Annotated in this window: 12 protein-coding genes and 2 pseudogenes; 9 read left to right on the plus strand and 5 right to left on the minus strand. The window is 39.4% G+C overall.

Annotated features, from left to right (window positions below; translation table 11 throughout):
• Nucleotides 1-393: 393 nt before the first annotated feature.
• From CHA01nite_RS09025 to CHA01nite_RS09065, 8 genes and pseudogenes are all read left to right on the plus strand, one after another.
• Nucleotides 394-1,878 (plus strand): serine hydrolase, encoded by a 1,485-nt coding sequence (locus tag CHA01nite_RS09025; protein WP_146940991.1) that lies wholly within the window; start codon nt 394-396, stop codon nt 1,876-1,878.
• Between the two features lie 38 nt (nt 1,879-1,916).
• Nucleotides 1,917-3,044: a serine hydrolase domain-containing protein gene (locus tag CHA01nite_RS09030; protein WP_146940992.1), complete on the plus strand. Its 1,128-nt coding sequence runs from the start codon at nt 1,917-1,919 to the stop codon at nt 3,042-3,044.
• 514 nt (nt 3,045-3,558) lie between these two features.
• The gene (locus tag CHA01nite_RS09035) at nt 3,559-4,038 is read left to right on the plus strand and encodes a hypothetical protein (protein ID WP_146940993.1); all 480 of its coding nucleotides are present in this window, start codon (nt 3,559-3,561) and stop codon (nt 4,036-4,038) included.
• A 12-nt stretch (nt 4,039-4,050) separates the two neighbouring features.
• A pseudogene (locus CHA01nite_RS21070) lies at nt 4,051-4,284 on the plus strand (helix-turn-helix domain-containing protein); the annotation flags it as partial.
• Nucleotides 4,285-4,354: 70 nt separating this feature from the next.
• Nucleotides 4,355-6,471 (plus strand): annotated as a pseudogene (locus CHA01nite_RS09045) (M13 family metallopeptidase).
• A gap of 663 nt (nt 6,472-7,134) precedes the next feature.
• Nucleotides 7,135-7,338: a hypothetical protein gene (locus CHA01nite_RS09055; RefSeq protein WP_146940995.1), complete on the plus strand. Its 204-nt coding sequence runs from the start codon at nt 7,135-7,137 to the stop codon at nt 7,336-7,338.
• 2 nt (nt 7,339-7,340) lie between these two features.
• Nucleotides 7,341-7,553 carry a PDZ domain-containing protein gene (locus tag CHA01nite_RS21075; protein ID WP_373869022.1) on the plus strand — a complete coding sequence of 71 codons (213 nt, stop codon included), beginning with the start codon at nt 7,341-7,343 and terminating at the stop codon, nt 7,551-7,553.
• A gap of 59 nt (nt 7,554-7,612) precedes the next feature.
• Nucleotides 7,613-8,191 carry a S41 family peptidase gene (locus CHA01nite_RS09065; RefSeq protein ID WP_146940996.1) on the plus strand — a complete coding sequence of 193 codons (579 nt, stop codon included), beginning with the start codon at nt 7,613-7,615 and terminating at the stop codon, nt 8,189-8,191.
• 599 nt (nt 8,192-8,790) lie between these two features.
• Here the strand turns inward: CHA01nite_RS09065 and CHA01nite_RS09070 are convergent.
• Nucleotides 8,791-9,693: a helix-turn-helix domain-containing protein gene (locus tag CHA01nite_RS09070; RefSeq protein WP_146940997.1), complete on the minus strand. Its 903-nt coding sequence runs from the start codon at nt 9,691-9,693 to the stop codon at nt 8,791-8,793.
• 252 nt (nt 9,694-9,945) lie between these two features.
• On the opposite strand from CHA01nite_RS09070, the gene CHA01nite_RS09075 reads away from it, so the two are divergent.
• Entirely contained in the window at nt 9,946-11,001 is a 1,056-nt protein-coding gene (locus CHA01nite_RS09075) for an NAD(P)-dependent alcohol dehydrogenase (protein ID WP_146940998.1), read from the plus strand.
• A gap of 181 nt (nt 11,002-11,182) precedes the next feature.
• On the opposite strand, the gene CHA01nite_RS09080 is transcribed toward CHA01nite_RS09075, so the two are convergent.
• The 4 genes from CHA01nite_RS09080 to CHA01nite_RS09095 all read right to left on the minus strand — a co-directional run bounded on the left by CHA01nite_RS09080 (nt 11,183) and on the right by CHA01nite_RS09095 (nt 14,431).
• Nucleotides 11,183-12,463: an alkaline phosphatase family protein gene (locus tag CHA01nite_RS09080; protein WP_146940999.1), complete on the minus strand. Its 1,281-nt coding sequence runs from the start codon at nt 12,461-12,463 to the stop codon at nt 11,183-11,185.
• Between the two features lie 122 nt (nt 12,464-12,585).
• The gene (locus tag CHA01nite_RS09085) at nt 12,586-13,284 is read right to left on the minus strand and encodes a T9SS type A sorting domain-containing protein (RefSeq protein ID WP_228458381.1); all 699 of its coding nucleotides are present in this window, start codon (nt 13,282-13,284) and stop codon (nt 12,586-12,588) included.
• Nucleotides 13,285-13,361: 77 nt separating this feature from the next.
• Nucleotides 13,362-13,889: an ankyrin repeat domain-containing protein gene (locus tag CHA01nite_RS09090; RefSeq protein ID WP_146941000.1), complete on the minus strand. Its 528-nt coding sequence runs from the start codon at nt 13,887-13,889 to the stop codon at nt 13,362-13,364.
• Complete coding sequence (locus CHA01nite_RS09095) at nt 13,886-14,431, minus strand: YceI family protein (protein WP_146941001.1); 546 nt, start codon at nt 14,429-14,431, stop codon at nt 13,886-13,888. The genes CHA01nite_RS09090 and CHA01nite_RS09095 overlap by 4 nt, the downstream gene beginning before the upstream one ends.
• Between the last annotated feature and the right edge of the window lie 8 nt (nt 14,432-14,439).

A 14,439-nucleotide genomic window follows, 5' to 3' on the forward strand; every position in this document is an offset into this window, starting at 1 on the left:
AATATTTTAACAAATCTAAATCACAGTCGATTAAGTAGTCTCTCATGTACTGCGGCTTTGTTATCTTTTAGGAACTTAACTATAAATTAGCAGCAATTCTTGGTAAGTCAATCTTTGTGAATATCCCTGTACCTAATCTCTTGGAACAAATCAGCTGACTATTTTATTCTAGTTGATTCTCAAAAAATAATGTGTATTATTTTTCAAATTGTATTCAGTCAATAGAAAAAAGAGATGATTTTGGAAAAGCAAGATTTGAAATTTTGAATGATATTCTCACTGACTTGAAAGTATATTAAAACAAATAAGATATAATTAAGTCTCAAAAAACGATCAATGTAATAAAATTATTGCTTCACTTGTCTTAATTTAGTGCACCACTAAACTATTAAAATGAGAAGGCTGTTTAAAACCGTTGAGATTGGATTATTGTTATTTGCAGTTTCATTTTCCAAACAAGTGATTGCTCAACACACTACAGATAGTATTGATGTATTCATCAAACAAAAAATGGTACAGTCGAACATCCCTGGTCTTCAGTTGGCAATTATACGTAATGGAAAAATTGATAAACTTAAAAATTACGGTTTCGCGAGCCTGGAACATCAGGTAGCAACAAGTTCAGAAACAACCTTTTCCATTAATTCTATGACCAAAGCTTTTGTAGGGGTGGCAATAATGCAGTTGCAGGAACAGGGTAAATTAAACATAAAGGATCCCATATCCATATACATTGACGACATTCCTAATGAATGGAAATCTATAAGGATCCATCAGCTTTTAAGCAATACTTCCGGTCTTCCCAATAATATAGACGAAAAGGAACAGGTATTGGGGAATGGTGATGAAAATCGCAACTGGGAAATGGTAAGAAAATTACCAATGGAATTTAGTCCCGGAGACAAATTCAGTTACAATCAGACCGGATATTATATTTTAGGAAGGATCATAACCAAACTCAGCGGCCAGCATTTCACAAAGTTCATTGAAGAAAATCAATTCAGGCCCTGCGGCATGGTCTCCACCCGTTTTGGTGATTCAAACGATGTTATTCCACATAATTCAAACGCGTATTCCACTATTTACAATGAGGGAGGAAAGTGGATTAATGACGGTAAGCTTCATAATGCCTATGCCACTTTTCCTCTGTTTTTCAGAACGGCAACCGGGATTATTTCGACATCCGAAGACCTGGCCAAATGGCTTATTGCACTTCAAAGCAAAAAACTGTTGAAAAAACAGTCAAGCCTGGATCAGATGTTTGCTACAGCCAGACTGAATAACGGAAATATCGGAGGATTCAATAAGTTGACCAATGGTTATGCCCTGGGCTGGCCGACAGTGGTCAGAGAAGAGCACCCTGCATTGGCACCCGTTGGCGGAATGCGCTCCGCACTGTTTATGTATCCTCAGGACAATTTATCGGTAATCGTGTTAACCAATCTTCAGGGCTCAAACCCCGAATGGTTCATTGATGAAATTGCCGGTTTCTACCTTCCGGATATGAAATTGAAAAACGGCTTCGGATTAAGTAAGAATTTGAAGTTCCTGCGCCGGCAACTGTTAAAGCATGATTTTAAAGATGCCAATAAAATTTTTAATAAAATCAGTAAAGACCATAAAAACTTTAGTCTGACTGAGGATGAAGTCAATTCCTGGGGGTATCAGCTTATAGAACAAGGCAAAAAAAATGAAGCAATGGAAATTTTTAAATTGAATACTTTGTTGTTTCCGAAAAGTTCCAATGTCTACGATAGCTATGGTGAAATACTGGAAACACTTGGAAATCGTAAGGAAGCCATCCTTAACTACAGGAAATCGTTAGAGCTGAATCCTGAGAATACCAATGCTGCCAATTATTTAAAAGATAAAAAATGAGAATATATAAGGAAACACATTTTAAAACTTAAGCCTCTATGAAAAAAACGCTATTCATATTCACTTTAATCTGGGCATCAGGCTGCTTTGCACAGACAGGTTCCATAAAATTTCCTACCGACAATAAATTAAAAACAGCATTCGATTCTTTGGTAGATCAATCGGTCTCTGCTTTTATGCAGAATAATTCCAGAGTCGGTATTTCAGTAGGTATCATAAAAAATGGTAAGAAGTTTATCTATAATTATGGCTCAACCCGGAAAGATAAGCAAGATCTTCCGACAGAATATACCATATACGAACTAGCTTCCATTACAAAGACATTCGGTGCTACGTTGCTGGCAAAGGCTGTTCTTGACAAAAAGGTAAATCTGAATGATGATATAAGAAAATATCTGAAGGTAGATTATCCTAATCTGGAGTTTAATGGAATGCCCATTACTTTAGTGAATTTGGCCAATCTTACCTCGGGGCTACCCAATTGGATGCCGGATAAAGATATTTTTGGAAAAGCTGATCCGGATACCATACCTTATATTTTAGATTCTGTACACACGATTTACAGCAGACAGGATCTCTATCGGGATCTTCATCAGGTGAAATTAAAAGTGCTGCCGGGAAGTATATCGAAGCATTGTAATACGGCAGCACAGTTGCTGGGATATATAATGGAGCGCGTTTACAATGACAATTACGAAAATCTTCTGAAAAAATATTTTGCAAAGCCATTAAAGATGAAAAATACCTATCTGCTGAAATCCGGGGAAGTCCCATTAAAAATGGCAAAGGGCTACGATGGCAGAGGGCGAATAATGCCGGTTATCGATTGGGAAGACCTTAGAGTAGCAGCCAGCATCACATCCTCCACTTCAGATATGTTGAAATATATGGTTTTCCAATTGAATGAAAAAGATCCTGTTGTATCTCTGAGCCATCAGCCTACTTTTGGTAAAATGGAAGACGGAGCTATTGCACTTAACTGGAAGGTGAAAAAAACGGAAGATGGCAGAAGAAGTATTTCCCATACTGGAGGGAGTTTAGGATTTAGCAGCTATATGGTCTTTTACCCTGACTTGAATTCCGGTATTGTCTTGTTATCCAATGAAGCAGATCAGGAAACTCAGAATGAACTTATTATCCTGGCAGATAAGATTATGAAACGATAATGATAAATAGAAGATTTTCTTTTTGAAAATTGGAAAGAGAATCTGCATTTATAATAGAATTACAGAAATATTTGATGATAAGCTCAAGAGCGGATATTTAAAATTTAAGGAAGAGAACTATGTATTCTTGAAAAATTGAGTATAAAGTTGATAGCTTCAGAACTGACAACAATCTTTACAAAAGTTACAGACTTAAAGATAAAAATTAGTAATTATATTGAGCTCTTACAATAAAAATGCACGCCTTTGGTAAGCTCTGAAACGTTGTAGATAAAATAAAGTTTCAAAAAACAATTAGATTGCAAATTGCTGAATGTTTTGTATATTATAGAGAATCAAGCCTCTAACTAATTACTTCTAAAAATTTGTTGAATCTTACAATTCATTTTAAATTTTAATTATATCAGGCTCTTTTTATAGTTTTACAAAATGAATGCAGTCTATAGTGAATATTATATCAGCGGGACATTTGAAAATTTCATTAAGAAGTTTTGGATTTTAGATAATCTAAATAATGGCAATCCGATTTTACAAAAAGGAGTTCCCCCCCAACGGATGTTTCACGATGGCAATCATACAGGGAAACGGATTGAAGGTAAAGCTTAAAGATAATAACAGACATTTACCTGAAGGTATATACTTTTGCGGGCAGATCACACAAGCATTGTCTCTTGATATCCTTTCGGAAACAAAGGCCATAATGATCCAGCTTTTTCCCTGGACTCCAGCCTGGTTTGGAATGTCAAACGCTCACTTATTTACTGATAAAATTTGCCGGGCAAATGAGGTGATTAATTTTAAAGAATTGAATTTTGATGTGCTGATTAGTTTAAACAATGAAATGGTGTGCATTTATCTTGCAAAAATTTTCTCTCCTTTATTTCGGAAAAGTCCCAACATTGCACTAATTTCTAAAAGCGTTCAATTAATTGTGGATAACAGAGGGAACATTGCTGTTGCCTCAGTGGCAAGATCAATGAAATGTTCTGAATGACATCTTCAAAAATTATTTCAAAGTTTTATCGGGATCAATCCTAAGCTTTTTATCAATATTATAAAATTACGGGAAGCTTTAGATCATATCGTATATTCAAATGATAAACCTGAAACAATGACCCAGTTAGCCTTAACTAATGGTTATTACGACCAGCCCCATTTTAATAATGCTTTTAGTTCATTTGTAGGCAAAACACCAAAGAAGTTTGATGAGAAAGAATTTTTTCTTACAATCAAAAAGTAGTGTGTATTCGTATTTATACAAGTTTGAATATGTTAGTTTCAGTAAATTCGTCAATTTACAACTGATAAATATGAATCAATCAATCTCAATTCCGAAATATTCTCATCACTTTTATAAGAAAAATATTGCATTTACAGAAATCAATAAAATAAGAGTAGTTATTTTATTGCTTGCATTGCCATTTGGAGTGTTTCCTGTAAAAGCACAAATAAACCAACTCAATAAAGGAAAATCGACATCCGGAAATTGGGGCGTAGAAACACAGTTCATCAGTAAGACCTTAAAACCCGGCAATGATTTTTATACCTATGTCAATGAAGGTTGGTTAAAGTCAGCAAAAATTCCAGCAGGTTCTTCGGGATTTAACAGCTACAGTCAAGCTAAAGATAAAATAAATCAAAGAATTAATGAAATCATTTGTGATGGAGACAAAAAAAGTTACTCAACAAATTACTCTTTGAAACAGATCAACTCAGTCTATTTAGGATATTTAGATACGGACGATATGGACAAAGTTGGGATTAAACCCATTGAGAAAGATCTTCAAAATATTCTCGCTATTCGCAGTTACCAAGAAGCCGCAAAATGGATGGCTGATCCGAAATCTTTTTCGATCATCGCTATTCATACCGGACCCCACCTCAATGACAGAAGCAAATTTTTAGTTTCATTGAATGAGAGCGGCATCGGATTGCCGACACCTGAATATTATACGAAAGATGATGCTGTGTATATTAAGTATCGAAAAGCTTACAAAGAGTATATTATTAGAACTTTTGATCTGGCAGGCATCAAAAATGCTGACCGACGTGCTGATGACATCCTGAGCATAGAAACAAAATTAGCCAATTTACAATGGACACCGGCTCAGATGCGGGACAGCAAGATCAATTCCCACGTTATCCAAACTGAGGATTTGGATAGTTATGCTCCAGGTTTCCCTTGGAAGGTTTTCTTTAAGGAAAGACAAGTCGATAATGTGGATCAAGTGATTTTGCAGGCAGATACGGCCATCAAGGCAAAAGCAAAGCTATTTGCAGAAACATCGACAGATGTTTGGTCATCCTATATTGCATTTCATTGGATCGTTAACCACTCTACAATTCTGTCAAAAGACTTCCGTCAGAACTATTTTAATTTTTATGGTACCCAGCTGAGCGGTATTCGAGCAGACACTCCCAGAGATCAAAAATCAATTCAGTATGTCAACAGTCGTTTGGGACAACTCGTAGGAAAACTTTACGTTGAAAAATACTTTCCTGAATCGCATCTCAAAAATATCCAGGATTTGGTCAGATATGTTCGTAAGGCATTTTCAGAAAGGCTTGGAAAACTGGATTGGATGGATGATCAAAGCAGAAAGGAGGCCATTGATAAGTTAAATGCGGTAACGGTCAGAATAGGATATCCGGAAGTCTGGCGCGACTATTCATTATTAAAGTTCGATGCAAAAAATCCGATTGCCAATGAACAACTGATCGCAAAAGCCAACTGGGATTATGAAAAGTCAATTATAGATAAAAATTTCACCAGTAAGGAATGGTACCAGATGCCACAGACCGTTGATGCCACAAGCAGTAAATTATACAATTCTATAGAGTTTCCTGCAGGAATTCTACAGCCTATCTTCTTCGACCCAAATGCAGATGCAGCGGCTAACTTTGGTGCTATAGGTGCCATCATCGGACATGAGCTTGGGCACTGTTTCGACGATCAGGGATCCCTGTTTGATGGTAATGGTGTGATGAGAGATTGGTGGACACCGGAAACAAGAAAACAATTTGAGAATCGTACTCAACGCCTTATTGAGCAATACAACAGCTTTTCACCCCTGGAAGGTATTCATCTGAATGGAAAGCAAACGTTGGGAGAAAATATAGGTGATCTGACCGGAGTCGTTTTGGCTCATGCAGCCTATCGTCTTTATCTGAAAGATCATCCTGATGAAAATAAGAATATAACTACCTTTACACCCGATCAAAGTTTTTTTTATCTTTTGCACAGGTAAATAGGAGCCTTTACACCCCTGAGGCATACCGCCTAAGTGCTGAAAAGGATTATCATGCGCCTGCTCAATACCGAGTGAATGGTGTAGTTAGAAATGTTGATGCGTGGTATAAAGCTTTTAAAATCAACGGAAATGACAAGCTTTATCTTAGACCAAAAGATAGAGTAAAGATCTGGTAAAAGGAGAAGAAAATGATAACAAACTAGCTTGAAGCAAATTCATTAAAATAAAATTTCACTTCTATTTTTTTGCGGGATCAGAATAGATTATAAAATCATATTTTTTTATGAAAGATAACAAGATAAATCAATAATTATGAACTTAAAATATTTTCTTTAACCATTGTCTGCACTTTATTTACTGTTCATACCTTTGCACAACAAACCGAACAGACAAAAGTCAAATATTACTATTTAAAAACCTGGGGATTTTTAAAATATTATCATCCAGCATTAGCTTCAGGAAGGATTGATGCTGATAGTATTTTTTAAAGAATTATGAAGCTGTAGATAAAATTCAGAATGCCAGTCAATTAGATTCCATACTTTCCAGAATGATCAGCAACTTAAATTCTGGACAAATCTTTAAACCTGCCCCTACAAAATATTCTGTCACAGAAATGATTGATAACGTTAACCAAAATTGGTTTACAAAAGAAACGTTTCTTTCGGTAGATCTGCGTAAAAAGCTGCAATATTTACAAGAATCGCTTTGCGGATGATAGCCATTACTATTATACGCCAAAGCATTTCTCTACGGAAATTCCACACGAGAAGCCATACGCTTTTCCAGATTCCCTTCCTATACCCTATGAGTATCGGATGCTGTCTTCAGCTAAAATTATGGCCGGAGTAAATTATCTCTTCCCTCACAAATATCTCATGGATTCTGACTGGGACAAGATTTCTATGGGTGCTATACCACTGTTTGCAAAAGCTGATATAAGACTCGCTTTTGAAACACAATTACTTAGACTGGTAGCTCCTTTAAATGATACCCATGCCCTTCGGTTTTACAAGGAAATGAAAACTGGAAGACTATTTTAAAGATAAAGTTTTACCCACCTTTTGATTATCAGCTAGTCAATAATGGTTCCAAGGTAGTGGTTACTAAAATTATCATTCCTGAATTGTGTAAACAAGCCGATATTAAGCAAGGCGATGTGATCACTCATGTTAATAATAAAACGATAAGTAAGAGGGTGGACTTAATAGGGGAATATCTTTCAGCTTCAAATCCTAATCGCTTAATTCTCGTTTAAGCCGATACCTGGACAATCTGCTCTTCCCAACCGATAATCTGCATGCCGAACTAATATTGATGCGTGGAAGAAATATTAGAAAAACAACTGTTGAGTGGATAAGTAAGCAGGATGACTTCAAAAAAGTGTCTGCCTATATAAATAACAAGCTTGCCGGAAGTAAATTAGGCATTCAACCAGAATATGCGGCGCCTGGTGTAGTGATCTTCAGATCTAATCAAACGACCCGATTTCTTGAAAATCTGCCCGAAGATAAATTGAAAACTGCGATGAATTCTATTTTTATTCAAGCAGGAAAGCAAAAAGGCATTATTCTAGATATGCGGAGCTATCCGGATTGGGGCGGTTTCTATTATCTGATGTACAATACTTTTGGAAAAGATAAGAGCTTGTTTTCAAGATATTATAAGTTGGATAAACAGCATATTGGTATGTACAGACAATTAACAGATAATATAGAATATTATCCGCCAACAGCACAACCCAGAAACCGTGTAACGAATGCAAAGATTGTCATTTTGGTAAATGGCGAAACGCTGAGTGCTGGTGAATATTATACGATATTATTGCAACATATATTTCCAAATGCCATTACAATCGGTAGTCAGAGTGCTGGTGCAGATGGTGATGATAAATAGATTGTTCTACCCGGTGGATACAAATTTCCGTTTTCCGGCAATGCCATTTTTTATCCAGATGGAACTCAAACATAACGTAAGGGTATTAAGATCGACAAGGTCATTGATCCCATCATACCTGATGTTGCTGAAGGTACAGATAGTCAGTTAAATGAGGCAATAAAATGGATTAATCGATAGCTGAATGAACTATGATTATAAATTAAGTGGTAACAGAATTATTACATGATTAATAATGATCTCAACAAACGATGGATATCCCCATTATGGCCATCGTTCTGAATATCCCCTAGATCCAATTACCGGAATTGATCAGCTGAATACTCTGCCGGTTTACTTCACCTTTTAAACTTCTCTGGAATCGGTAACGATCTTTGATGTGGCCAATGTCCAGGATATCCCGGGATCCAGTTTCCCGAAGCTAATAATCTGACTATTTTTTATTCTAGTTAATTTTCAAAAATATCTGAACTATGGTTTTAAACTGACACAAAAGCGACCCAAGCCCCAATGCGAATATTCAACTTTTAGTACAATGTTGAGATGCCTGCGGCATGACAAGAAGGTCAGTGTACATCGGCGGTTTAAGAATTATAAAATCAGTTCAACGACTTATATTCGCTTGGAGAAACCCCGACTTTGCTTTTGAACAGGCGGGTAAAATGCTGTGGGTATTTGAAACCTAAATTGTAGGAAATTTCGCTGATGGACTTTGCCGGATCGAAGATCTGGTCCTTCGCCGTATCGATAAGCCGGTTGTGAATATATTCCTGCGCGGAAACTCCGGTTTCCTTTTTGATCAGGTCGCCGAAATAGTTTGCTGATAAATTCAGCTGATCGGCAAAATAATTGACCATCGGCAAACCGATATGTTTAGGCTTTTCCGAACGCAGGTAATCATTCAGCAAAGTATCGAACCTGCCGATGATTCCCCGGTTTACATAGTCCCGGGTAATAAACTGGCGGTCGTAGAACCGCATGCAGTAATTGAGAAAAAGCTCGATATTGTTGATGATCAAGGATTTGCTGTGCTTGTCGATCGGCTGTGCGATTTCGTGTTTTATGTTTTTCAGACATTCCAGAACTGTCTCCCGTTCCTTTTCGGAAAGATGCAATGCTTCGTGGACATCATAGGAGAAGAAGTTATACGCTTTGATGTTCTTTCCAAGAGAAGTTCCTTTCAGCAGATCGGGATGGAAAACCAATGCAAAACCGGCAGGCTGAATGTAAGTTTCTGCATTATAAATCCCGTAGGTCTGTCCCGGTGCAATAAACACCAGTGTTCCTTCCTGATAATCGTAGCTGTGCTTGCCGTACTGCATGTCGCCGCACATGACATCTTTCAGGAAAACGGTGTAAAACCCAAACTTCCTGGTAAACTGGCAGATAGGATTCGATTTCGAGAAATCTACCACACTCACCAGCGGATGCAGGGTTTCATGGTTCAGCATTTTATTGTATTCCGATATGGTATTAAAAACTTCAACGCCCTGATTCTGCATGACTTTTATTTTATAGGTTCAAAATTACCATTTTCTCCGGGACATTGGGCATGGCCGGTAAAATTGGTAGTTCTTCCCGTAATTTATATAAGCCGATTTACGGCAAAAGGTTCGAATTTTGCAGCCATAGCATCAGATTCTGAAAGCAGTGGCCTTCAGTTCTGCCGATGGCCGGGGATCATCTTTCAAAGGATGCCCAGGGGTATCCGATTCAAATAGACAACAAACAAAAAAATAATTAATACTAAACAAATGAGCACATTTACAGTAAAAGCTTACGGCGCGGAATCCAGAACGGCCGATCTTCAGGAATTAAAGATCGAAAGACGGGAAGTTACCGCAAAAGACATTGAAATTGAAATTTTATATTGCGGCGTATGCCACTCGGATCTGCATACCGCCAGAAACGATTGGGGCGGATCAATCTATCCTGTGGTTCCCGGACATGAAATCGTAGGCAGGATTACCAACATCGGAAGCGAAGTTTCCAAATTTAAAGTGGGCGATCTGGCAGCCGTTGGCTGTATGGTAGATTCCTGCGGAGAATGCGAAAGCTGCAGACACGACCTGGAGCAATATTGCCAGAACGGATTTACCGGAACCTATAACGGAAAAGACAAGCACCTGGGCGGCCAGACTTTCGGTGGATATTCCCAGAAAGTAGTGGTAGACGAAGGCTTTGTACTGAGTATTCCTGAAAACCTGGATTTAGCTGCCGTAGCTCCGCTTCTGTGTGCAGGAATTACCACCTGGTCCCCGCTGAGACACTGGAATGTCGGTCCGGATTCCAAAGTTGCGGTAGTTGGCCTGGGAGGCTTGGGCCACATGGCGATCAAGCTGGCCAAAGGCCTGGGTGCTGAAGTAACTTTATTTTCAAGGACACCGGGAAAAACGGAAGACGCAAAAAAACTGGGTGCAGACCACGTGGTGATCTCTACGGAAAAAGAACACATGGATTCGGTACAGGGAAAATTTGACCTGATTATCGATACTGTTCCTTATGAACACGACATCAATCCTTATCTGCAGACGGTGGCACTGAACGGAACCCTGGTGCTGGTAGGATTTGTAGGACCGTTTGAGGAAACCAAGCCAAGTACGCTTCCTTTGATTTTCCAGAGACGCTCGGTAGCCGGCTCCCTGATCGGAGGAATTGCCGAAACCCAGGAAATGCTGGATTTCTGCGGCCAACACAATATCGTTTCAGATATTGAACTCATTAAAATGAGCGAGATCAACGAAGCGTATGAGAGAATGCTGAAAAGCGACGTGAAATACCGTTTTGTAATCGACATGAAATCTTTATAAACCTTCGGGTATTTTTTCACAAAGGCTCTTCGGTTCCGGAGGGCTTTTTGTTTTTTGAGGCTAAGGTAAAGTTAAAGACTGAGGGACAGTTAGAATAGGAATAAATTCAAGCATTGATGAATACCATTCAAATTGTTACATTGTTACATTGTTACATTGTTACATTGTTACATTGTTACATTTAATTCTTCTTCAATATTTTTTTAAGTACCTTTAGTTTTCCGTCGACCGGCTGTTCAAACTTTAGTTCCAGAATATCAGCAACCAGCGGGTACACATTTACATTCTGAAATTCACCGATCTCCAGGTTACCTTTGAATTCCGGTCCCCAGGCGAAGAAGGTAGCTTTCATTTCAGATACGGTACGCGGATCGTAACCATGTTTTCCAACGGGACCTTTCTTTCCCTTTTCAAGAAATATTTTCGGAGCTTTCGGGATCAGTATAATCTGTCCGATCCTGTTGTAACGGTCGTCCCTTGTAGCAAAATAAAGGTATTTCGGCAGCTTTTTATCCAGATAAACCTCATAGTCTCCGGTTTTCTCTCTTTTTAATTGCTTATAAGTGTTCTTCACATCTGCCGGATCTTTAACATAAACCCTTAAAATGGTTTGGGAATTGTAGTAATCGAATTTATTTTTATCCAGTAACAAAGAAGGAATCTCCAGAGGATGCTCACCATCTACTTTGATCATGCCGTGGTCTGAGACGAAAACAAAGTTTACATTCTTCAGCCCGAGATCATTTATTTTAGAAACCAGATTTCCAATGGCCTGGTCCACCAGATGTACGGCCTCTCCGGTTTCTTTGGCATCGGGACCGAAATGATGGCCCGACGCATCCACTTCCGGGAAATACACAGCGATAAAATGCGGTCTCTGATCCATCGGAAGTTTCAGCCAGCCGATCACTTTATCTGCTTTTTCAGCAGGTGAAAACTTCTCATGGTAAGGATAGTAGAACGATGGCCTTTTGCCTCCTGCGTCGCTTGCAGACCCCACCCACATCATGGAAGCGGAGACCATGCCCTGCTTTTCGGCCAGTGACCAGAGCGGAGTTCCGCCGTACCAGCTTCCGTCTTCTGCCGTTTTTCTGCTGCTCGCCTCATAGTTTTCCTTTCTTCCATAATCGTAGAAGTAATTATCGATAAGACCGTGGTGGGCAGGATACAAACCGGTAACCAGCGTCCAGTGGTTCGGAAAGGTAATGCTTGGGTAGCTCGGGAGCATGTCTTTTGCCCGTACGCCTTGCGCAGAATATTTCAGAAGGTTTTCCGCATGGTATTTTTCAGCATAATCGTAACGGAATCCGTCGGTGGAAATCAGGATGACATACGGTTTGGTTTGCGCTTCCACCCTGTTATACCGGCCCGGCACAACAACCTGAGCCGTATCAGCATTGGTCTTCTGTGCGGAAACAACCAGTGAAAAGATCAGCAGTACAGATAATACCCCTTGCTTCATTGTTTATATTTTATGCAAAGTTAGTTCCCCTGTTTTTCACATGAAAATTTAGCCGGTTAAAAAAACATTAAACGTTGTTGATTACTATTAATGAAAAAGCCACTTTGCAGTGGCCTTTATTGTTATTGTTTGATGAGTTGTTCGAAAACGGTTGAACCGTCTTTCAGGGTGATTTCAAGATAGTAGTTTCCGGATTTAAATTCGGAAATATTAACTTCTTTTCCATCCACTTTTACGGACTTCACTTTTCTTCCGGTCGCTTCGTAAATATCAACCGTCCTGATTTTATCTACACTTTTAAAAGTAAAAGTCTCTTTGGCAGGGTTGGGATAAAGCACCACTTTCTTAGGTTCAGCCGCTACTTCGCCGGTTGCCAGGACAGATGATCTCGTAAGAACGGAATATCCTCTGGTGGAATGGTGGTTATTCGCTAATGTAAGGCTTGGTCCGACCGCATAAAAAATATTGATCGAACCTGTGGAATTGGTAAATGCGGTATCACCCGTACCTCCGGCCAAAGACCGGGTAGCTACAAGGGTTCTTGTTCCTCCTGCCGTCGTGTTGGAGCTGATGGTCCAGTCCTGGGCCGGATCCGCGTTAGGAGTCACGCCGATTCCGGCAAAAGTATAATCCAGATTGGTCGTGTTTGTTGAGTTGGAGTTATAAATAAATCCGTCAACACCACTTCCCATACCGCCACTGCTTCCGGTGCCGCCGAAACCCAACCCCAGATAAGCCGTATCCGGTCCGGTAAGTGTAAGGGTAACATTGGTGGAAGAAGTCACCATTTTTACAGTCATTCCTGAAGAGCCGAGGCTCACGGTTCCCGTTGAAAAAGCTGTGCGCTGAATGAGGAAGCTACAGCCAGGGATAAAGTAAGTAAAAGTTTTTTCATTCTTTAATTTTTAAGCAGATTAATAATTTCTTTATTGTTCGTTTGTAATGCGTATTCAAAAGGCGTCATTCCCTGAGCGTCTTTTATGGTTTTATCGGCTTTATTCTTCAGCAGCAGTTCCGTCATTTCCCTGTTTCCGAATTTTACGGCCCAGAACAGCGGCGTATATCCTGAAGCATCTGCAATATTCGGATCTGCATTTTTGCTGAGAAGGTATTCCGCGAGTTCCCGGTTATATTTTACGGCAAGCCCGGATAAGGCAGTTCCTTCCCGGCTTTTGTAATTAACATCTTTGACCCGGTCCATCAGAAATTTGGCCACCTCCACGTTTCCCCGGTAGCATGCAAGAATCAACGGCGAGAAGCCGCCCTCGTTGGTCTGGTTGATGATGTCCGGGTTCTGTTTCATCAGTTCTTTCACCTCAGCTACCGTCCCGCTGCGTGCAACATCATAGATGGATTTTGCTTTTTCCTGAGCGGATAGAAATACCAGGCCCAGAAACATGCTCAGGATAAAAAAGGTCTTTTTCATTGTTTTGAAAGGACATAGTTATACTGTACGTTTACGCTTTCGGCAATTTTCTTGGTTACCATTTTAGGAATGGTCACTTGATGATCTGCCGGTTTTACCACAAAGCTTCCGGTCATATAGATCTTTCCGTCTTTGGCATACAGGGAAGCCGCAGAATTGTAGGCTTTATCCACCCCGTGAAAATTCAGTGTTCCCTGAAGCGTGTATTTCTGCGGAGATGCGGAAAGTTTGGACTTATCGAAATTAACGATCTTTCCTTTAAAGGTGGTCTTGGGATATTTTGCCGTTTCCGCATAGCTTTCATTGAAGTGTTCTTCCATCAGTTTGGTTTTGAAATGGAAATTTTTAACGTTGGAAACCGAGGCAAATTCCCCGGTATCGGCATTGATTACCGCTACGTTGGTGTCATCCTGTGCGAAAACGTCTTCAAACAAAGGGACCGATGCTTCAAAAGTGACTTTGCCTGTTTTGGCTACGTATTTCTGTGCCGATGCAAAATGGGTAACAAGTATGGCTGCAATAACCAGAATTAGCTTTTTCATAAAATTTG

The organism is Chryseobacterium hagamense, from assembly GCF_007991455.1.
GTDB lineage: Bacteria > Bacteroidota > Bacteroidia > Flavobacteriales > Weeksellaceae > Chryseobacterium > Chryseobacterium hagamense.